The following is a 19213-nucleotide window of genomic DNA, read 5'->3' as shown; positions in this document are numbered from 1 at the left end:
GGCGATCAGGTGACCACCAAGGAGACCAAGGACGTGTCAGGGCCGGAGCGGAACAGAGAAACGATGATCATCATCGGCGCCGGTCTCGGTGGCCTGTCCACCGGCTGCTACGCGCAGATGAACGGCTACAGGACCCGGATCTTCGAGATGCATGAGATCCCCGGTGGCTGCTGCACGGCCTGGGAAAGGGGCGACTTCACGCTGGACTGCTGCATCAGCTGGCTGCTCGGCAACGGGCCGGGCAACGAGATGCACCAGATCTGGCTCGAACTCGGCGCGCTCCAGGGCAAGCAGATGCGTCACTTCGACGTGTTCAACATCGTGCGGGGCAGGGACGGCCGGGCGGTCTACTTCTACTCCGACCCCGACCGGCTCCAGGCGCACCTGCTCGACCTCGCACCCGCCGACGCCAAGCTGATCAGGGACTTCTGCGCGGGCCTGCGCGCGTTCAGGAAGTGCCTGGCCGTCTATCCCTTCCTCAAGCCGGTCGGCCTGATGGGGCGCGTCGAGCGCCTGCGGATGCTGGCCTCCTTCGTCCCGTACTTCAACGTCATCCGCAAGTCGATGGCGGTGCTGATGACGGACTACTCGGCGAGGTTCACCGATCCGCTGCTGCGGGAGGCGTTCAACTTCATCCTCTACGAGAAGCATCCGGCGTTCCCCGTGCTGCCGTTCTACTTCCAGCTGGCCTCACACGCGAACCTGTCCGCGGGCGTGCCGCAGGGCGGTTCGCTCGGCCTGGCCAGGTCGATCGAGCAGCGCTACCTGCGGCTCGGCGGCGAGGTGACCTACAACGCCAAGGTCGAGGAGGTGCTGGTCGAAAACGACCGTGCGGTCGGGGTACGGCTCAGCGACGGCGGCGAGTTCCGCTCCGACATCGTGGTCTCCGCCTGCGACGGCCACACCACGATGACGAAGTTCCTGAAGGGCCGCTACCTCGACGACGCCTACCGGCACCTCTACACCACGACCATCAAGGAAGCGGGCATGGTGTTCCCCGGTTACTTCTGCCTGTTCCTCGGCCTGCGGCGCCCCTTCCCCGAAGGGGACCCCTGTACGACCTACCTGCTCAGCGAGGCCGAGGCCGCCGACCTGACCGGCATCAGGCACCCGAGCATCAACGTGCAGTTCCGCAGCGCGCACTATCCCGAGCTGTCGCCACGGGACAGCACCGTGGTCTACGCGACCTACTTCTGCGACATCGCCCCATGGCGAGCCCTGGCCGAGGGGCCGGAGCAGGCCAGCCGCATGCACCGGGGGGAGGAGATACACACCATGCCGGTACGGCGGGGGCGCGAGTACTCCGCGGCCAAACGCCGGGCGAGGATCGCGCTCACGGACTTCCTGGAGCGGCGTTTCCCGGGGATCAAGGACGCGATCGCCGTGCGTGACGTGTCGACCCCGCTCACCCAGGTCCGCTACACCGGCAACTACGACGGGACCGTTCTCGGCTGGCAGCCGTTCGTGGAGAGCGGGGAGACCCTGGAGGAACTGGTCAAGAAGCACGGACCAGGACTGCCGGGGCTGGAGAACTTCTATCAGTCGGGGGTGTGGGCCACGACGGGCGGCCTGATCCGCGCCGCCGCCGCGGGCAGGCACGTCATGCAGTTCGTCTGCCGGGACGACCGCAAGACGTTCACCGCGAGCGTCGACGAGACGGCGCCGCCGCCGACGCACCTCGTCGTCCCGGTTGGGCCCCGTCCTCCGCGGGCGGACGTCGCGGACGAACCCCGCAGACGGGCCGTCCCCACCGGGAGGGCTCTTTCCTGAGCGCTCCCGCCGCGGGGGAGGCCGGGCACGGCCTTCCCCGCGGCGTCCCGCCGGCGTTCAGGAGGCGGTCAGGGGTTCGGTCGACTCCAGGAGGACCGCGGCGATGGCCCGGGCCTGTGTGGCGGAGGCGGTGGAGCGCTCGCGCAGCGCGGTGACGATCGCGCCGTCCATGAGCATGACGAGCTGTGGGGCGAGCGCGGCGGGGGCGTGGTGCCCCGCCGTGGTGAGCAGCGACTCGACGTAGCCGGTCACCCGGCTCTTGTGGCCTGCGGCGACCTGATGGGCCGCACTGCCGGGATCGGCCGTCTCGATCATCGTGTTGATGAACGCGCAGCCGCGGAAGTCGGCGCGGGCGAACCGTTCGGCGAGCGCGTCGAAGACCGCGAGCGGCCCGCCGCCGTGCGCGGCGACCCGTTCGGCCAGCCACTCGCGCCACTGGAGGTCGCGGCGTTCGAGCACGGCGACCACCAGGGCGTCCTTGCTCGAGAAGTGCCGGTAGAACGAGGCGCGCCCGACCTTGGAGACGGTCAGGATCTGCTCAACGCCGACGGCGCGGATGCCCTGGGCGTAGAAGAGCTCTTCGGCGGTGTCCAGCAGGCGTTCACGGGCTCGGGTCGGCACACCACCGATTCTAGCCGCCGTTGACGCAAATGGAACTGATCGGTACCGTATTTAAACGGAACTGATCGGTACTGTTTTGGAGGTAACCATGCCTCGGCTGCCACAGCTGACCGAAGACCCTGACGGCCTGCTTGAGGAGACGCGACGCCGGCTCGGCCGGGTGCCCAACCTGTACGCCGCGCTGGCCAACGGTCCCGCCGCGCTGCGCGGTTACCTGGCGATGCGTGACGCGCTCGCCCGCGGTGTGCTCAGGGCGAGACTGCGCGAGCAGATCGCCCTGCTGGTCGCGCAGGAGAACCACTGCACCTACTGCGTCAGCGCGCACACCCTGCGCGGCGGCCTGCTGGGTATGAGCCGGGAGGAGCTCGAACGGACCCGTGACGCCCGGGACGACGACCCGCACGCGGAAGCGGTGCTGCGGATCACCCGGGAGGTCGTCCGGACGGGCGGCAGGGTGGGCGACGAGGATCTTGCCCTGGTCAGGAAGGCCGGGGTGACCGATGCCGAGCTCGCCGAGATCGTCGCCCATGTCGCGCTCAACACCCTGTCCAACCACTTCAACCACCTGGCCCGGCCCGACCTGGACTTCCCCGAGGTGATCGCGTGAACCTCACCTGGCGCACCGCCTCCGTCGAGCTCGTCCCCGGCTACCACCTGACGGGGCCCGACGGCGGGCGGACCGACCGCGTGCAGGAGGCGCTGGTCGCCTTCGAGGGCGGGTTCGCGCACGTCGAGGTCCCGGGCAGCGGCCACGTCGACGTGCTCTCCGCCCCGGCGATCCGGCTGATCACCTACCGATCGGGGGCGGCGGACGCCTCGGACCCGTCCCCGGCCTGAAAACCGCCGCCCCGCGTCGAACCGATCCCAGGACACGGGCCCCGCTTCGTGCGCGGCGGCGGCCTGTGTCCCTGTACGGCGCCCCTTCAGGGGGACGGACAGGTGCACGCGGATCCCGAAGAGCAGGCTGTCGCGGCCGTCAGCGTTCGGTGGCGAATCCTCCGAAGAACAACCTCGCGAGCAGGTTGGCGAACTCGGCGGTGGAGTAGCCGCCGCGGATGGGCCAGTGCATCGACGCCCACAGCGAGTCGCGCACGGACCGGTAGAAGACTTCCGCGGGGATGTCGTCGCGCAGGCTCCCGTCCGCGACACCGGCGCGGATCGCGGTCATCCAGTACTCCCGGACCGAGCGAGAGGCATGGTCCACGGGCTCGAGCAGGCCGTTGTCACGCAGGTAACGCCGGTCGTTCTGGTAGATCACCGTGGGGTGGGGGTGCTGCTCGATGATGACCAGTGTTTCCAGGATCAGGCCGCGCAGGACCTCCTGCGGCTGCTGCGAGTGCTCAACGGCCTCGGCGAACCGCCGCTGGATGTCGTTCATGTACCGGGCGAGGATCTCGGCGACGATCGCGTTCTTGGATTTGAAGTGGTGGTAGAGGCTGCCGGAGAACACATCGGCCGCCTCGCCGATGTCGCGTACGGTCGTTGACGCGATTCCCTTGGTGGCGAACAACTCTGCCGAGACGGCGAGAATCTTCTCGCGCCGGTCTGGCATCGAGCCCAAGGTGGTCTCCTTCAGTTCGCGGTGCTTCGTGCGTGCTCACAGATGAGCGTAGAGGAGCTGTGGACGTGCGGGACGTCGGTCCCGTGCGGGCGGCCGGATCACCGCCGCGCGTCCGCGGTCTCCCGGATCCGGCGCGCCGTCCTCGGGATCGCGCCCACTCAGTGGGACCGGCCTTGTCCGGGCTTCCCCGGCCGGTGTTACCTTCCCGGATCAAGCGCTTGCTCAAGTGAAGGGGTGAAGGTGCCCGTCCAGAGTCTCGAAGCGGAGCTCGGCCGGTTCGTCGGCAGTGTCGCCGAGCCACCACGAGTCGCGAGATACGCCGTCAACGAAGCGATGATCCGCAACTGGGTGGAGGCGCACGACGACCATAACCCGATATACGTGGACAGGGAAGCCGCCAGGGCCACCGGCAGGCCGGACGTCGTCTGCCCGCCCGCGATGGTCTCGACATGGGTGATGGCCGGTTACCGCAGACACCGTGAGATCCAGCGGCTGCGGGCCGAAGGAGCCGTCGAGGACTTCGCGTACTCGCGGCTGATGAACATGCTCGACGAAGCGGGCTACACGTCCGTGGTCGCGACCAACGTGGAGCAGGAGTACGTCCGGGAACTGCACCCGGGTGACCACGTCACCGCGCGCTTCACCATCGAGGCGATCTCGCCGTTGAAGAGGACCGCGCTGGGAGAGGGGTGCTTCGTCACCCTGCTGAAGGAGTATCTGAACTCCGACGGCGATCTCCTGGTGAAGGAGCGGTTCCGGCTGCTCAGATTCGCTCCGGACTCCAGGGCGGAGGCCGTATGAGCGAGGCCCGGGAGAGCGCCGTGCGGACCGCGGTCCCGCGGCTGGTGGTGACCCAGGACAACGAGTTCTGGTTCCGGGCGGCGCGTGCGGGACGCCTGGAGATCCAGCGATGCGCGGACTGCCACACCCTGCGCCATCCGCCCGCGCCTGCCTGCCCGAAGTGCCGGTCCTTCGACTGGGACACGCTGGAGGCCAGCCGGCGCTGCACCCTGCACAGCTACACGGTCATCCACCATCCCCGCGACGACGCGTTCGACTACCCCCTGGTCGTCGGCCTCGTCGACCTGGAGGAAGGGCCCCGGCTCGTCGCCGACATCTCCGGCGTCGACCGTGAGGAGATCGAGTTCGGCATGGAGCTTGAGGTGTGCTTCGCCGAACACGCGCACGGCGAGATCCTGCCCCGGCTCCGTCGCCGTGGAGAGGGAGAGCGATGAACCTGGACGACTGCGCCGTCGGCACACCGATGCCGACGCTCGACCTGCCCCTGAACCGTACGACGATCGTGGCCGCCGCCATCGCCTCGCAGGATTTCGAGGATGTGCACCACGACCCGGGCAAGGCGCGGCGGCGCGGCACACCGGACATCTTCCTGAGCATCAACTCGACCAACGGTTTCGTCGACCGCTACGTGACCGACTGGTCCGGCCCGAACTCGCGGATCACCCGGGTCTCGTTGCGGCTGGGGGTGCCCGCCTTCCCCGGCGACACCCTCCGCTTCTCCGGCGAGGTCACCGAGACCGGTACGGGGACGGTGACGCTGCGGGTGACCGGCGGCAACGAACGGGGAGTCCACGTGACCGCCGACGTGACGGTGGCGCGGGTGGAACGGGTGGAAGGAGACGGGGCATGACCGGGGACGGACTCTCCGGCGCCGCGGCGATCGCAGGCATCGGCGCGACCGAATTCTCGAAGGACTCAGGACGCAGCGAGTGGCGGCTCGCCTGCGAGAGCGTGCTGGCGGCCCTGGACGACGCCGGCATCGACCCGGCCGAGGTGGACGGCTTCTCCCTGTTCACCATGGAGAACAACCCGGAGATCGCCGTCGCCCGCGCGCTGGGCATTCCCCGGCTCTCGTTCTTCAGCCGCATTCCGCACGGCGGCGGAGGCGCCTGCGCTCCGGTGCAGCAGGCCGCTCTCGCCGTGGCGACGGGCGTCGCGGAGGTGGTCGTGGTGTACCGCGCCTTCAACGAGCGCTCAGGCCACCGCTTCGGCGCCGGTCCGCCGCCGTTCGCCTACACCCCCTCGACCGACCAGGAGTACCGCAACTGGATCAACCCCTACGGACTGCTGACGCCCGCCCAGCAGGAGGCGTTCCTGGCGATGCTGTACATGCGCAAATACGGCGCCACCAGCGAGGACTTCGGGCGGATCTCGGTGCTCTCACGCAAACACGCCGCCAACAACCCCAAGGCGTGGTTCTACCGGCGTCCCATCACCTTGGAAGATCACCAGAACTCTCGCTGGATCGCCGAGCCGCTGCGCCTGCTCGACTGCTGCCAGGAGAGTGACGGCGGGCAGGCACTGGTCATCGTGAGCACCGAGCGGGCCCGCGATCTGCCCAACCCGCCCGCCGTGATCAGGGCGGCCGCCCAGGGCGTCGGCCCGCAGCAGATCTCAATGAGCAGCTACTACCGCGACGACATCGACAGACTGCCCGAGGTCAACCTGGTCGCCGACCAGTTGTGGCGTCAGGCAGGCCTCGGGCCAGCGGAGATCGACGCGGCCGTGCTCTACGACGCGTTCACCCCGATGGTCCTGCTCCAACTGGAGGAGTACGGCTTCTGCGGACTCGGCGAGGCGAAGGACTTCGTCGCCGACGGCAACCTCGAGGTCGACGGCCTGCTGCCCGTCAACACGCATGGCGGACAGCTCGGCGAGGGCTACATCCACGGCGTCAACGGGATCGCCGAAGGCGTGCGCCTGATCCGCGGCACCTCGACGAACCAGCCGGCCAAGCCGATCGAGAACGTTCTCGTGACCGGCGGATCGCCCGTGCCGCACAGCGCACTCGTGCTCGGCGCCGACGGCTGAACGAGCCACGCAGAACATTCACCCCCCGAATCAAGGAGTCACGATGACCGAACGAATCACCTATGCCCGGGCGGTGCACGGAGAAGAGGAGATCCAGGCCGTCCTCAACGTGCTGCGCAGCGGGCACCAGGGCCTGCGAATCGGGCGGCACGTCAACGAAATGGAGACGCGCGTCCCCACCCTCAGCGGCAAGGCGCTGGGCGTCATGTGTAACTCGGGATCCTCCGCGCTCTACCTGGCCGTCGAACTGCTCGGTCTTCCGGCCGGCGGCGAGGTGATCACCTCGCCGCTCACCTTCTCCACCGACGTCGCGCCGATCGTCCGCGCCGGACTGGTGCCGGTCTTCGTCGACGTCGAACCGGACACGTACAACGTGGACGTGACCAAGATCGAGGCGATGGTCACCGAAAGGACCGGGGCGATCCTGCTGCCGAACCTGGCCGGCAACGCCCCCGACTGGGACGCCGTACGCGAGATCGCCGACCGGCACGGCCTGAAGGTGATCGAGGACTCCTGCGACGCCCTGGGCCCCACCCTGAGGGGCACGCCCACGGGCGCCCGCGCCGACATCAGCGTCACGAGCTTCTCAATGGCGCACATCATCACCTGCGCGGGCACGGGCGGCATGGTGATGGTCGACGACGACGGGCTTCGCGACAAGGCCCTGCTGCTGCGCCGGTGGGGTCGCCGGTCCGAGCCGAATCTGTTCGGTACCTCCGGCGCAGGCAGGGTCTTCCGCGAGGACCTCGACGGCGTCGACTACGACAACGACTTCATCTTCGACGTCCTGCCGTGGAACTTCGAGCCGTCCGAGCTGGGAGCGGCCTATGGCGTGCAGCAGCTGAACAAGCTGGGGGACAACCACAAACGGCGCAAGGAGATCTTCGCGGCATACACGGCCGCCTACGGCAGCCACCCCGAGTTCTTCACCGTGCCGCGCGAGACCGAGGGTCTCGACACCGCCTGGCTGTGCTACCCGATGACGATCAGCAAGGACGCGCCGTTCAGCCGCAGCGACCTGCAGGAGGCCATCGAGGCCGACGGCATCGACACCCGGACGGTGTGGAGCGGCAACGTGACCCGGCACCCGATGATGGCCGGCGTCGAGTTCCGGCAGCCGGAGGAAGGACTGCCGTTCGCCGACGAGGTCTTCGAACGCGGCATGACCCTTGGCATGAGCCACGGGCTCAGCGACGCCGAGGTCAAGCGGATCACCGACAGCATCCACCGGTTCGCGGCGGCATGGAAGTGACGGCGAGGACGACGGGGACCAGACGCTTCGGGGGACGCGGGGCACCGGTGACCGGCGCAGGCCGGGGCATCGGCTGCGCACAGGACGCCACCGGTCAGAGCTTCGTGAGCCTCGACCTGACCAAGGAACGAGGACTCGACGTGACAGGTTTCGACGGAAAGGAGCAGGCCGGTGGAACCGGTCATCGTTGACGCGGCGCGCACGCCGTTCGGACGCAGGAACGGCTGGCTCGCCGGGCTGCACGCCGCCGACCTTCTCGGCCGCGCCCAGCGCGGGGTGCTGGATCGGCTGGATGTGGACCCCGCGCTCGTAGAGCAGGTGATCGGCGGGTGTGTCACGCCCATCGGTGAGCAGTTCGGGAACATCGCCCGTACCGCCTGGGTGCACGCGGGCCTGCCGACGGACACCGGCGCGACGACCATCGACGCCCAGTGCGGAACGGCCGCGCAGGCGGTGCTGCTGCTCGCCGGGCAGATCGCCATGGGCACGCTCGACGTCGGCGTCGCCTGCGGTGTCGAGCTGATGTCGCGGGTGCCGCTCACCGCAAAGGTCGGCCTGGGCCCGGGTACTCCGCGCCCGGCCGACTGGTCGGTGGACATGCCGGACCAGTACACCGCGGCCGACCGGATCGCTCGCAGACGGGGGCTCACCCGCCAGGACATCGACGCGTTCGGCCTGCGCTCGCAGGAGCGGGCACGGGCGGCCTGGGACGCGCACCGTTTCGACTCCCAGATCATCCCCGTCTCCGTGCCGGGTGAGGACGGGGCGGACGCTCAGGTCGTCGACCGTGACCAGGGGATCAGGGAGACCAGCATGGAGGCCCTGGGGCGGCTCAACCCGACAAAGGAGGACGGCCTGCACACCGCGGGCACGTCGTCCCAGGTGTCCGACGGCGCGAGCGCGGCCGTCCTGATGTCGCGGGAGCGCGCCCGCTCGCTCGGCGTCGCCCCGAGGGCTCGCATCCTGGGCCAGTGCGTGATCGGGGGAGACACCGAGTTCATGCTCGACGGTCCCGTGGCCGCCGCCTCGAGAGTGCTGAAGCGGGCCGGGATGACGATCGGCGACATCGACCTTTTCGAGGTCAACGAGGCGTTCGCCTCGGTGCCGATGTCGTTCGCCCGGGTCCACGACGTCGACGAGGAGCTCCTGAACGTCAACGGCGGCGCCATCGCGCTCGGCCACCCGGCGGGCGCGACCGGGATCAGGCTGATCGCGACCGCCCTCGACGAGCTCGAACGCCGCGACCGGCAGACCGCGATGATCGCGATCTGCGCCTCGGCCGCGACCACCTGCCTGATCCTCGAACGGCTCTGACGGACGCCGGACCGTCACCGCACCTTCCCGACACCTTCCGCGACGCCTTCCATGACGAGGAATGACCTGTGCCTCTCCCCTTGAACGACGAGCACCGCGATCTCGCCGCGAGCGTGGCGGCGTTCGCGCGCCGTACCGCCCCGGTCGAGGCGACCCGAGCGCGGTTCGCCGAGTATGCGGCAGGGGGCCGCCCTGACTCCTGGGACGCCATGCTGCCTCTGGGCCTGCACTGCCTGCATCTGCCGGAGGAGTATGGCGGCGGCGGGGCGGGCCTGCCAGAACTGGCCGTGGTGGCCGAACAGCTGGGGAAGGCGTTGTTTCCCGGCCCGTACCTGCCGACGGTGCTCGCGAGCGCCGTGGTCGCCTCGGCCCGGACGGATGGCGAGGCCGGTAGTGGGTCCCTGGAACCCGCAGGTGAACTGCTGACGGCCTTCAGCGAGGGTGCGACCGGTGCTCTCGTGGTGGGGCGGGGCCTCAGTGCGGCGCGGAGCCGGGACGGGTGGACCGTCAGCGGGACCACGGGGCCCGTGCTGGGGCTTCCGGGTGCCGAGATCGTGATCGTGCGCGCCGACGTCGAGGACAGCCCGGGTGAGTCGCTGTGGTTCCGGCTGGCAGAGGGACCCTCGGTGGCGATCGGCGCCGACGACGGGACCGACCTGACCCGCTCGGTCGGCCGCCTCGAACTCGACGCGCACCGGGTGGACGAGGAGCGGGTGCTCCGGGGACTTGTGCCCGCCCGCGTGGACCTCACCGTCAACGCCCTGCTCGCCGCGGAGGCGAGCGGGATCACGGCCTGGTGTCTCGACACCGCGGTCGAGCACGCCAAGACCCGTGTGCAGTTCGGCCGCCCCGTGGGCGCCTTCCAGGCCGTGCAGCACAAGGCCGCGATGATGCTGGTCCGGTCGGAGATCACCTGTGCGGCGGCCTGGGACGCCGCCCGGGCCGCGGACCAGCCGACGCTCCAGCAGGAACTGGCCGCGGCGCAGGCCGCGATCACCGCGCTGCCGCTGGCGGTCGACACCGCCCTGGAATGCGTCACGGTGCTCGGCGGGATCGGTTTCACCTGGGAACACGACGCCCATCTTTACTGGCGGCGCGCGATCAGTGTCGCCTCCGCCGCGGGCGCGGAGGAACGGTGGGCCACCCGTCTGGGTGAGGCGGCGCTGAAGGGACGGCGTGACTTCTCCTTCGTCGGCGAGGACGACCTCGCTGAGCTGCGCATACAGGTGGGGAACGCGCTGGACGAGGTTCTCGCGCTCCCCGAGGAGGAGGTGACCGGCTCCGGGTGGGCCACGAGCCGCGGCGGCGCACGCCGGGCCCGGCTGGCCGACGCCGGACTCGTGTCACCGCACTACCCGCCCCCGTACGGCCTGGGCGCGGGCCCGGCGGAACAGGCCGTGATCGGCGGGGAGTTCGCGCGTCGCGGCCTGGTCCAGCCAACGACCGTCATCGGGGAGTGGGTGCTGCCCACCCTTCTCGTCCACGGAACCACCGCCCAGCAGGAACGCTTCATCGGTGCCACCCTGCGTGGGGAGATCGTCTGGTGCCAGCTGTTCAGCGAGCCCGGCGCCGGCTCCGACCTGGCCGGCCTGTCCACGAAGGCGCGGAAGGTACCCGGCGGCTGGTCGCTCAGCGGGCAGAAGGTCTGGAACTCGCTCGCCCACGAGGCGGACTGGGGCGTGTGCCTGGCCAGGACCGACTCCGACGTCCCCAAGCACCAGGGGCTGTCGTACTTCCTGGTCGACATGAGGTCGGCCGGGGTTGAGGTGCGGCCACTGCGCCAGGCCACGGGTCTTTCCGAGTTCAACGAGGTCTTCCTCGACGACGTCTTCGTGCCGGACGAGTGCCTGGTGGCGGAACCCGGTCATGGGTGGAGGCTCGCGGTCACGACGCTGTCCAACGAACGGCTCAGCATGGGCTCGACCAAGCTCCATCACGGCTCCGCCGACCGCATCAGGCGACTCCTCGAAACCGGCGGGCACGACGCCGGCAGGCAGGAGACGGTGCGGGCGCTGGGGCGCGGCGTCGCGCGCGAGATCGCGTTGTCGGCCCTGAACCTGCGCAGCGTCCTGGCCCGCTTGTCGAACCTCGACGTGGGCGCCGAGATCAGCGTGCTCAAGGTCTACAACACCCTTGCGCAGCGAGAGGGCTCCCGCGAGCTGCTGAGGTTGCTCGGTCCCCTGGGCTGTGTCGTGGATCCGGACGCCGATCACGTCATCGACCACATCGGGCTTCCGGCTGTTCTCTTCGGAGGCGGCACGATCGAGATCCAGCTCAACGTGATAGCACAGCGGGTCCTCGGCCTCCCCCGGTGAGCCGGCCTCACGCCATGACAGGTCACCGTGCTGGCACGACCTGTCCCGACCGTCGCACAAAGGAGTTGCACGCCATGCACCCGGACCTTTCCCCGGAGTCCAGAGCCCTGCGCAAGGAACTGCGCGAGTACTTCGCCGGCCTCATCGACGAGGAGGACCGCCGCGACCTGGTGGACCAGACCGAGGGCGGGCCGACGTTCAGCCGGATCCTGCGCCAGATGGGCAGGGACGGCTGGCTGGGCCTGGGCTGGCCTGCGGAGTACGGCGGGCGAGGTGAGGACCCCGAGGCCCTCTACGTCTTCTACGACGAGGTCATCCGGGCCAACGCGCCGCTGTCCCTGGTCACCCTGAACACGGTGGCCCCGGCCCTGATGAAGCACGGAACCCAGGAGCAGAAGGACTTCTTCCTGCCGCGGATCCTGACCGGCGAGCTCATCTTCGCGATCGGCTACACCGAGCCGGGCGCCGGAACCGACCTCGCCTCGTTGCAGACCAGGGCGCGGCTCGACGGCGATGAGCTGGTGATCAACGGCAACAAGATCTTCACCAGCGCCGGCGTGTACGCGGACTGGATCTGGCTGGCCGTCCGCACCGACCCCGACGCGCCACGCCACAAGGGCATCTCCGTCGTCCTGGTGCCGACCACGGCCCCCGGTTTCTCGGTCACCGAGATCCACACCGTCGGCGGGATCAGCACCTCGGCGACCTACTACGAGGACGTCCGGGTGCCGGTCGTCAACCTCGTGGGCGAGCTCAACGGCGGCTGGAAGCTGATCACGAACCAGCTCAACCACGAGCGGGTGGCCCTCGCCGCCCGCGGCGGCATCGCCAACGAGCTGTTCTCCGAGGTCCTCGAATGGACCAAGCGGCAGCGCTCCGGAGACGGCAGGCTCTTCGACGTGCCGTGGGTGCGCGGCAAACTCGCGGAGATCTACGCGCTGCTCAGTGCTGCCGACCTGATGAACCTGCGGCTGATCGCCGATGTGGCGGGCAACAGCCTCGGCGGCGGAGACTCCGCCGCCGCCAAGATCTTCGGTACCGAGGCCGTCGTCAGCGCGTACGGAATGCTGCAGGAGATCCTCGGCGCGCAGGGGCTGCTCCGCCCCGGGAGTTCCGGAGCCGCGCTGGAGGGCCGGGTGGAGACCCTCGGCCGCCGGGCGCAGAACAACACCTTCGGCGGCGGAACCAACGAAGTGATGCGGGAGATCGTGGCGGCCAAGTGCCTGGGCATGACGCTGGCCTCCCGACGCAACGCGAACGCCACGTGACCAGCCAAGAGCAGGAGGAATTCATATGGACTTCGAACTCGACGACGACCTGCGGGCGGTCCGGAGCCTGACCGAGAAGATCTTCGGGGACCTGGCGCCGGTTGACCGGGTGCGTGAGGTTGAGATCTCCGAAGGCGGGATCGACCGGCGGCTGTGGTCGGTTCTGGCCGAAGCCGGCGTCTTCGGGATTCCGTTGCCCGAGGAGGCGGGCGGCGCCGGCATGGGCATGCTCGGGCTGGTGACTCTGCTGGAGCAGCAGGGCCGCCGCGTGGCTCCGGTGCCGCTGTGGGCCACGCTGAGCATGGCGGCCCTGCCCCTCGCCAGGTTCGGCACCGCCGAGCAGGTCGAGCGCTGGCTACCCGGTGTGCTGGACGGCTCGGCGATCCTCACCGGCGCGTTCGAGAACACCTCGGGTGACTCCTGGGCGGTCAGGGCGGAGCGGGACGGCGAGAACTGGACGCTCAGGGGCGACCTGGCCTCCGTCCCCGGCGCCGAGGCCGCCGCCGCGATCGTCGTGCCGGTCGGCACGACGTCCGGCGAGGTCGCGGTCATGGTCGTCTCGACCGGCCAGCCGGGTGTGAGCATCACCGCGGCGCACGTCACCAGCCGTGAGAGCCACGCCGCCGTCCGCTTCGACGGAGCCGTGGTACCGGCCGTGGACGTGCTGTCCGGTGACGGGGCCGAGATCGCGCGGTGGATCCGGCGGCGCGCCCGGCTGGCGATGTCCGCGGTCCAGCTCGGCGTGTGCGAGGAGGCGCTGCGGATGACCGCGGCCTACACCTCAGAGCGGGTTCAGTTCGGCCGGCCGCTGTCCACCAACCAGGCTGTGGCCGTACGGGCCGCGGACGCCTATCTGGACACCGAGAGCATCCGGCTCACCACCCAGCGCGCCGCGTGGCTGATGGACACCGGTCAGGAGGATCAGGCGGAGGCCGCGACGCTCGTGGCCAAGTGGTGGGCGTCCCGGGGTGGGCTGCGGGTCGTGCACGCCACACAGCACCTGCACGGCGGCATCGGCGCCGACGTCGACTACCCGATTCACCGTTACTTCCTCTGGGGTCGCCAGATCGCGTTCTCGCTGGGCGGCGCGGACGCGGTGGCCGCCGAACTGGGCGACGTGCTGGAGAACGGCGGCGCCATCGGGGCGCCCGCGTGAAGCTGCGGGGGTCTCCCGCCCGCCGCGGGCACTGGACGGCGCCCGGCCGGTCGACGGATGGCAGCCGGAGCAAGAGGAAGGCAGGGGCGGACAACCGGGACCTTGGGTGACTTCTATGCTGACGGCGACGGGCGAGGACGCCCGCGTTCCAGAGCGCCGAGGTTTCGCATGACGACAGTTACCCCCGTTCCCTTCGACCCCGAGCTCGAGCGGATGCTCGCCGCGATGCGCGGTGACGGCCCGGCCCCGGCGCCGGTGACCCTGGAGACCTTGCCCGCCGCACGCGCGGGGATGGCGGCCATGGCGGCGCCGCCGGAGGCGGTCATCGGCGACCGCCCGGTGGACGTCGAGGAGCGGACGATTCCAGGACAGCCTGGCGGCCCCGATCTGGCCGTCACCGTCCTGCGCCCGAGGGAGCGGGTCCAGGGCGCCCCCGGCCTGTACAACATGCACGGCGGCGGCCTGGTCATGGGCGACCGGCACATGGACACCCCCCGCCTGGTCGACCTCGTTGTCGAGTTCGGCTTCGTGGTGGTCAACGTGGAGTACCGTCTCGCCCCGGAGAACCCCGGCACCGGCCCCGCGGAGGACTGCTACGCCGGACTGGTCTGGATGGCCGAACACGCACAGGAGCTGGGTCTCGACCCGGAGCGGATCATCGTCATGGGCGGCAGCGCGGGCGGCTGCCTCAGCGCGGCGATGGCCCTGATGGCCCGCGACCGCAAGGGCCCAAAGCTGGCCGGGCAGCTCCTGCTGGTCCCCATGCTGGACGACCGCAGCGAGACGGTCTCCAGTCACCAGTACGACGGCATCGGCACCTGGGACCGGCACATCAACGTCTTCAGCTGGCAGGCCGTCCTGGGCGACAAGGTCGGCGATCCCGACGTTTCGCCGTACGCCGTGCCGTCCCGAGCGACCGACCTGTCCGGCCTTGCCCCGGCCTACATCGAACTCGGATCCGCCGAACTCCTGCGTGACGAGTCGGTCGAGTACGCCAACCGGATCTGGGCCGCGGGCGGCGAGGCCGAACTCCACGTGTGGAGCGGCGGCTTCCACGGCTTCGAGGTCTTCTGCCCGGACAGCAAACTGGCGGCGTACGCGCTTCAGACGCGTCGCACGTGGATCCGCCGGGTGCTGGGCCGGTAGGGCGCGGTGCACGTGGGTGGTCGGGCACCGGCCGGACCACCCACGACAGTGGGCTGTGCCGTAGAGGCGAGAACTTCTGCTCAACGAACACGAGGGACTTCTGGCGCTGTCAGCTCCTTTTCATCACCACCGGCGTCGAAGTCCTGAACCGGCCCCGGCCCGTCTCGAAGGCGTGAGGCTCGATCGTCGCGACCCCCAGTACCCGAAACGCTGCCCCGCCCCAGTTCAGCAACTCCCGCTGCTTGACCCCCTGGGCCAGCACGGCCACCACCTCGAAGAGGGGACTCCCCAGCTCGACCCCCCCTTCCCGCCGATGCCGTATGCCTCGCGCCGCCGTTCCGCTCCCGGGAAAACCGGCGCGCCATGCCCCAGCGGCACCATGCCGTACGGCCCGACGCCGCCGTTGTGGAACTGCCGCCCACCCCTACGGAAGGGCCATAACGGCCGAATGGTTGCGCGATGCCGGTCTCTGTGGTGGTCCTCATCGCCTCTACTTGATCGGCTCGATGTGGTGATGACGCGCTGTTACATAGCCGCAGGAAGACCGAGAAGTTTCCCTCCTACTGTCACCGGCGTGCCGGATACGGGGGCGTGGTGACGCGCTCCCCGTCTGAGTTCCGGCGTGCACGAGAACGAAGGGGGAACACATGCGAAGGATCATCGTGACCGTGGTGGTCGCGCTGCTCGGGCTCATGTCGGCGGCCTGTGGGGCAGGGGTGTCGCAGGTGGCGCCTCTTGGGGAGGAGCCGGTGGCTCATGTGGTGTCCCCGGAGGCGGAGCCGGTCTACGTGATCAATTTGTACGGGGCCGAGGACGGGCGGCCCGACCAGCGTCCGGCGAACCTGGTCGTGTCCGAGTTCAGCACCCTCAAGGGGATCACCTGGAGGAGTTGGGGGCCGGGAAGGGCGGTCGGCAGCGGAAAGCTGAGCGGGACGTGGTGCCTGCCCGCGTGCCAGACGAATCCGTACGACGCGACGATCACTCTCAGCAAGGTCAAGAAGGTGGGAGGGAAGCGCTATTTCACGAGGTTCGACATCGGCGGTGACTTCCCTCAGCCGGACAGTTTTGACGACACGCTGAGAGGGGCTCTTCCTCTGCCGCTTTCCACCTCCTGAACTGGGCGTTCCTGAGCGGAGGGGTTGGCTGGTCGCATACCCTCCACACGATGATGACCGGTGTGAAGAGAGCGGCTCTCCTGTGCGCCACCGTTCTGGCGGCGGCCGGGTGCGGGGCGGATGGCGGCGTGCGTGTCGAGGGCTCGGAGCCGCCGTCCGCACCGCCCCGGGGGCCCGTTTACGTGGTCGCCTATCCGGGTGATCCGCTGCGACGGCCGAGCAGGCTCGCGTTGGACGAGTTCAGCAGTGTCACGGGGATTCGCTGGGAGTCCTGGGGAGGGGAGAGCGCTGTGGGAACGGGCGAGCTGAGCGGCACGTGGTGCCTGCCCGGCTGTCAGGAGAAGCCGTACCCGGGGACGATCACGCTCAGCCATCTCACCTGGCACGAGCGGGCCGGATACTACGGCCGTTTCACAGTGAGCGCGGACGGGCTGCCTCCGGACAAGGCCAAGGAGCTGACCGGCGGAAAACTCTCGGTGCCGGAGCCCTGAGACATGACCGATGTGCTTCTCGTCGAGGACGACCCGGTGATCCGTGAAGCCACGGGCATGGCCCTGGAGCTGTACGGCATGCGGGTGCGGACCGCGTCCGACGGGCTGGGCGGCCTGGCGGAGTTCCGTGCCCAGTCCCCGGACGTCGCGCTGCTGGACGTCATGCTTCCGCACCTGGACGGGGTCAGCCTGGCCAGGCGGATCAGAGAGGCGGGAGGAACCCCGATCATCATGATCTCCGCCAGGTCCGACGCGATCGACGTGATCAACGCCCTGGAGGCCGGAGCCGACGACTACGTCACCAAGCCGTTCGACGCCGCCGTGCTCCATGCCAGGATCCGGGCCGTGCTCCGCCGCGCCGCCGTACCCGAGCAGGTGAACCCGGTGCTCTCGTTCGGTGACCTGGAGATCGACGTCGAGTCCATGGAGGTACGGCTGCGCGGCGAGCGGCTCGCGCTGACGCCGACCGAGCTGAAGCTCCTGCTGGAGTTCGCCGCCGAGCCCGGGGTCGTGCTGTCGAGGGACACCCTGCTTCACCGGGTTTGGGACTACGCCTGGGAGGGCGACACCCGGGTCGTCGACGTCCATGTCCAACGGCTCAGGACCAAGATCGGTAATGACCGCATCGAGACCGTGCGCGGCTTCGGCTACAAGCTGCGGAGATGAGGCATGGGTCTGCGGGCGAAACTCAGCCTGGTCATCGCGGGGATGTCGGTGCTCGTCGCCACAGTCCTGAGCCTCCTCGTCCACACGCGCACGGCCGTCGTCACGCTCGACGCCGCGCGGCGTGGCCTGGACGCCGAGCTGACGAGCACCCTGATCCGCTACCAGGAGGGGCAGGACACCCCGCTGACGACAGGTCCTGTCCCCACGCCGCTGGCCGGGGCGGTCGGCGAGGGAACGCGGGTCACCTACCTGCAGGACGGCGTCACCCTCTGGGCGGCGACCAAGATGGGCGGCCAGACGCTCTCGCTGCGCCGTCCCTACGACGCGGAGAACGCGGAGCTGGCCCAGCTCGACCGGATCCTCCTCGGCTCCGGCCTAGCGGCGGCCCTGTTCGCCTCCGGTGTGGGGTTCGCGGTCGCGGGCGGTCTCAGCCGCAGGATCCGCGCGGTGGCGAGAACGGCCACGCACATCACCGAGGGTGATCTGTCCGCGCGGGTCGAGGCTCGGGGCCAAGACGAGATCGCGGCCGTCGGAGCCGCGCTCGACCAGATGGCCGACGCGCTGCGGGCCAGGCTGGAGGCCGAGCAGCGGGTCACCGCCGACATCGCTCACGAGCTGCGCACCCCCGTCGCCGGACTGGTCACGGCGGCAGGGCTGCTGCCGTCCGGGCGTCCCGCCGAACTGGTTAGAGACAGTGCCGCGACGCTGCGCCGCCTGGTCGAGGACATCCTTGAGGTGGCGCGGCTGGACGCCTCCGCCGAAACGCCGGTCAGGGAGATCCGCTCGTCCGGGGTGCTGGTCAGGCGGGCGGTCACGGCATCGGGGGTGCCGGACGTCGAGGTCGTCGTCTCCGGCGAGGCCGAGGTGGAGACCGACCCGCGCCGGGTCGAGCGGATCCTCGCCAATCTGGTCACCAACGCGGCCAGGCACGGCGCCCCGCCCGTGCTGGTCAGCGTGACCGGAACCGCCATGACGGTCAGGGATCACGGTCCAGGCTTCTCCGAGGCGATGCTCGTCACCCTCCGCGAGCATGGTCCGCAGCGCTTCGGCACCGGCTCGGCCGCCCGTGGGGACGGTGTCGGCCTCGGCCTGACCATCGCCGCCGGGCAGGCACGTGTCCTGGGGGCGACCCTCACCTTCGCCAACGCCCCGGACGGCGGCGCGATGGTTCGGCTGGACCTGGGCGGACGGTGAGGAGGCGAGAGAAGACCTTCGGGCTCTCCTCTATGAGGCAACCGGCTATGAGGCAACCGGCTATGAGGCAACCGGCGCGCTCTCAGGCCCGGTGGAGGTCACTCCTTCACGGTGATTACGGCGGTGGGACAGACGTCGGTCGAGGTCACTCCTCCACGAAAATCGCGGCGGCCGGGCAGACGTGGGCGGCCTCGCGGACGGCGGCGTGGTGCTCCTCGGCCGGGGCCGGGTCGAGCAGGATCACGATGCCGTCGTCCTCACCCTGATCGAACACATCGGGAGCGAGCAGCACGCACTGCCCCGCGCCGCAGCACTTGTCGGTGTCGACGGTCACTTTCATGGGAGCCTTCCTTCGGTCATGCAGGTTGTACGGGTCGACGGTTCATGCAGGTCGTACGGGTCGTGCAAGGAGCGGTCGCCGTCGATGGCCAGGCACCCGGACCGGCCGTGGTGCGCCGACGCTAAGCCGGTGCCGGGAGTGCTGTCGCCTGCTATGACCCTCTCGTTCCTCA

At 69.8% G+C, this 19213-nt stretch carries 21 protein-coding genes; 18 read left to right on the top strand and 3 right to left on the bottom strand.

Annotated elements, in window-relative coordinates; all coding sequences use genetic code 11:
- Positions 1–9: 9 nt before the first annotated feature.
- Complete coding sequence (locus AB0395_RS08570; RefSeq protein WP_366278318.1) at positions 10–1770, top strand: NAD(P)/FAD-dependent oxidoreductase; 1761 nt, start codon at positions 10–12, stop codon at positions 1768–1770.
- Between the two features lie 57 nt (positions 1771–1827).
- Here AB0395_RS08570 and AB0395_RS08565 read toward each other — a convergent pair whose 3' ends face one another.
- Positions 1828–2391, bottom strand: a complete 564-nt coding sequence (locus AB0395_RS08565) for a TetR/AcrR family transcriptional regulator (RefSeq protein WP_366278316.1) — start codon at positions 2389–2391, stop codon at positions 1828–1830.
- A gap of 88 nt (positions 2392–2479) precedes the next feature.
- Between AB0395_RS08565 and AB0395_RS08560 the strand changes: the two genes are divergently transcribed.
- Positions 2480–2998 carry a carboxymuconolactone decarboxylase family protein gene (locus AB0395_RS08560; protein WP_366278315.1) on the top strand — a complete coding sequence of 173 codons (519 nt, stop codon included), beginning with the start codon at positions 2480–2482 and terminating at the stop codon, positions 2996–2998.
- Positions 2995–3228, top strand: a complete 234-nt coding sequence (locus AB0395_RS08555) for a hypothetical protein (RefSeq protein ID WP_366278313.1) — start codon at positions 2995–2997, stop codon at positions 3226–3228. Before AB0395_RS08560 ends, AB0395_RS08555 begins: the two co-directional genes overlap by 4 nt.
- Before the next feature lie 139 nt (positions 3229–3367).
- On the opposite strand, the gene AB0395_RS08550 is transcribed toward AB0395_RS08555, so the two are convergent.
- Complete coding sequence (locus AB0395_RS08550) at positions 3368–3943, bottom strand: TetR/AcrR family transcriptional regulator (protein ID WP_366278396.1); 576 nt, start codon at positions 3941–3943, stop codon at positions 3368–3370.
- 249 nt (positions 3944–4192) lie between these two features.
- Here AB0395_RS08550 and AB0395_RS08545 point away from each other — a divergent pair, with 249 nt between their 5' ends.
- The 15 genes from AB0395_RS08545 to AB0395_RS08475 all read left to right on the top strand — a co-directional run bounded on the left by AB0395_RS08545 (position 4193) and on the right by AB0395_RS08475 (position 18701).
- Positions 4193–4753 (top strand): MaoC family dehydratase N-terminal domain-containing protein, encoded by a 561-nt coding sequence (locus AB0395_RS08545; protein ID WP_366278311.1) that lies wholly within the window; start codon positions 4193–4195, stop codon positions 4751–4753.
- Positions 4750–5187 carry an OB-fold domain-containing protein gene (locus tag AB0395_RS08540; protein WP_366278309.1) on the top strand — a complete coding sequence of 146 codons (438 nt, stop codon included), beginning with the start codon at positions 4750–4752 and terminating at the stop codon, positions 5185–5187. Before AB0395_RS08545 ends, AB0395_RS08540 begins: the two co-directional genes overlap by 4 nt.
- Positions 5184–5603 (top strand): MaoC/PaaZ C-terminal domain-containing protein, encoded by a 420-nt coding sequence (locus AB0395_RS08535; RefSeq protein ID WP_366278307.1) that lies wholly within the window; start codon positions 5184–5186, stop codon positions 5601–5603. Before AB0395_RS08540 ends, AB0395_RS08535 begins: the two co-directional genes overlap by 4 nt.
- Positions 5600–6784, top strand: coding sequence for a lipid-transfer protein (locus tag AB0395_RS08530; protein ID WP_366278305.1), 1185 nt, complete (start codon positions 5600–5602; stop codon positions 6782–6784). Before AB0395_RS08535 ends, AB0395_RS08530 begins: the two co-directional genes overlap by 4 nt.
- Positions 6785–6827: 43 nt before the next feature.
- Entirely contained in the window at positions 6828–8036 is a 1209-nt protein-coding gene (locus AB0395_RS08525; protein ID WP_366278303.1) for a DegT/DnrJ/EryC1/StrS family aminotransferase, read from the top strand.
- A gap of 47 nt (positions 8037–8083) precedes the next feature.
- The gene (locus AB0395_RS08520; RefSeq protein WP_366278301.1) at positions 8084–8227 is read left to right on the top strand and encodes a hypothetical protein; all 144 of its coding nucleotides are present in this window, start codon (positions 8084–8086) and stop codon (positions 8225–8227) included.
- On the top strand, positions 8208–9350 hold the full coding sequence (locus AB0395_RS08515) for a steroid 3-ketoacyl-CoA thiolase (RefSeq protein WP_366278299.1): 1143 nt from the start codon (positions 8208–8210) through the stop codon (positions 9348–9350). The genes AB0395_RS08520 and AB0395_RS08515 overlap by 20 nt, the downstream gene beginning before the upstream one ends.
- A gap of 68 nt (positions 9351–9418) precedes the next feature.
- Entirely contained in the window at positions 9419–11665 is a 2247-nt protein-coding gene (locus AB0395_RS08510; RefSeq protein ID WP_366278297.1) for an acyl-CoA dehydrogenase, read from the top strand.
- Between the two features lie 74 nt (positions 11666–11739).
- Entirely contained in the window at positions 11740–12933 is a 1194-nt protein-coding gene (locus AB0395_RS08505; RefSeq protein WP_366278295.1) for an acyl-CoA dehydrogenase family protein, read from the top strand.
- A gap of 25 nt (positions 12934–12958) precedes the next feature.
- Positions 12959–14089 carry an acyl-CoA dehydrogenase family protein gene (locus tag AB0395_RS08500; protein ID WP_366278293.1) on the top strand — a complete coding sequence of 377 codons (1131 nt, stop codon included), beginning with the start codon at positions 12959–12961 and terminating at the stop codon, positions 14087–14089.
- Between the two features lie 168 nt (positions 14090–14257).
- The gene (locus tag AB0395_RS08495) at positions 14258–15235 is read left to right on the top strand and encodes an alpha/beta hydrolase (RefSeq protein ID WP_366278291.1); all 978 of its coding nucleotides are present in this window, start codon (positions 14258–14260) and stop codon (positions 15233–15235) included.
- 647 nt (positions 15236–15882) lie between these two features.
- The gene (locus tag AB0395_RS08490) at positions 15883–16350 is read left to right on the top strand and encodes a hypothetical protein (protein ID WP_366278289.1); all 468 of its coding nucleotides are present in this window, start codon (positions 15883–15885) and stop codon (positions 16348–16350) included.
- Positions 16351–16400: 50 nt separating this feature from the next.
- Complete coding sequence (locus AB0395_RS08485; RefSeq protein ID WP_366278287.1) at positions 16401–16841, top strand: hypothetical protein; 441 nt, start codon at positions 16401–16403, stop codon at positions 16839–16841.
- A gap of 3 nt (positions 16842–16844) precedes the next feature.
- Complete coding sequence (gene cseB / locus AB0395_RS08480) at positions 16845–17507, top strand: two-component system response regulator CseB (protein ID WP_366278285.1); 663 nt, start codon at positions 16845–16847, stop codon at positions 17505–17507.
- A gap of 3 nt (positions 17508–17510) precedes the next feature.
- A complete protein-coding gene (locus AB0395_RS08475; protein WP_366278283.1) occupies positions 17511–18701 on the top strand; it encodes a HAMP domain-containing sensor histidine kinase in 1191 nt (396 codons plus the stop codon).
- Positions 18702–18846: 145 nt separating this feature from the next.
- Here the strand turns inward: AB0395_RS08475 and AB0395_RS08470 are convergent, their stop codons facing one another.
- Positions 18847–19041, bottom strand: coding sequence for a ferredoxin (locus AB0395_RS08470; RefSeq protein WP_366278281.1), 195 nt, complete (start codon positions 19039–19041; stop codon positions 18847–18849).
- Between the last annotated feature and the right edge of the window lie 172 nt (positions 19042–19213).

The organism is Streptosporangium sp. NPDC051023 (assembly GCF_040689595.1).
GTDB lineage: Bacteria > Actinomycetota > Actinomycetes > Streptosporangiales > Streptosporangiaceae > Streptosporangium.
This window is presented reverse-complemented; position numbering and strand designations above follow the sequence as displayed.

Bases quoted from the DNA above. Each gene is read 5' to 3' on its own strand.
- AB0395_RS08540 (WP_366278309.1), top strand. From the start codon at position 4,750: ATGAGCGAGGCCCGGGAGAGCGCCGTGCGGACCGCGGTCCCGCGGCTG.
- cseB (WP_366278285.1), top strand. From the start codon at position 16,845: ATGACCGATGTGCTTCTCGTCGAGGACGACCCGGTGATCCGTGAAGCC.
- AB0395_RS08530 (WP_366278305.1), top strand. From the start codon at position 5,600: ATGACCGGGGACGGACTCTCCGGCGCCGCGGCGATCGCAGGCATCGGC.
- AB0395_RS08560 (WP_366278315.1), top strand. From the start codon at position 2,480: ATGCCTCGGCTGCCACAGCTGACCGAAGACCCTGACGGCCTGCTTGAG.
- AB0395_RS08495 (WP_366278291.1), top strand. From the start codon at position 14,258: ATGACGACAGTTACCCCCGTTCCCTTCGACCCCGAGCTCGAGCGGATG.
- AB0395_RS08550 (WP_366278396.1), bottom strand. From the start codon at position 3,943: ATGCCAGACCGGCGCGAGAAGATTCTCGCCGTCTCGGCAGAGTTGTTC.
- AB0395_RS08475 (WP_366278283.1), top strand. From the start codon at position 17,511: ATGGGTCTGCGGGCGAAACTCAGCCTGGTCATCGCGGGGATGTCGGTG.
- AB0395_RS08535 (WP_366278307.1), top strand. From the start codon at position 5,184: ATGAACCTGGACGACTGCGCCGTCGGCACACCGATGCCGACGCTCGAC.
- AB0395_RS08505 (WP_366278295.1), top strand. From the start codon at position 11,740: ATGCACCCGGACCTTTCCCCGGAGTCCAGAGCCCTGCGCAAGGAACTG.
- AB0395_RS08485 (WP_366278287.1), top strand. From the start codon at position 16,401: ATGATGACCGGTGTGAAGAGAGCGGCTCTCCTGTGCGCCACCGTTCTG.
- AB0395_RS08470 (WP_366278281.1), bottom strand. From the start codon at position 19,041: ATGAAAGTGACCGTCGACACCGACAAGTGCTGCGGCGCGGGGCAGTGC.
- AB0395_RS08525 (WP_366278303.1), top strand. From the start codon at position 6,828: ATGACCGAACGAATCACCTATGCCCGGGCGGTGCACGGAGAAGAGGAG.
- AB0395_RS08500 (WP_366278293.1), top strand. From the start codon at position 12,959: ATGGACTTCGAACTCGACGACGACCTGCGGGCGGTCCGGAGCCTGACC.
- AB0395_RS08490 (WP_366278289.1), top strand. From the start codon at position 15,883: ATGCGAAGGATCATCGTGACCGTGGTGGTCGCGCTGCTCGGGCTCATG.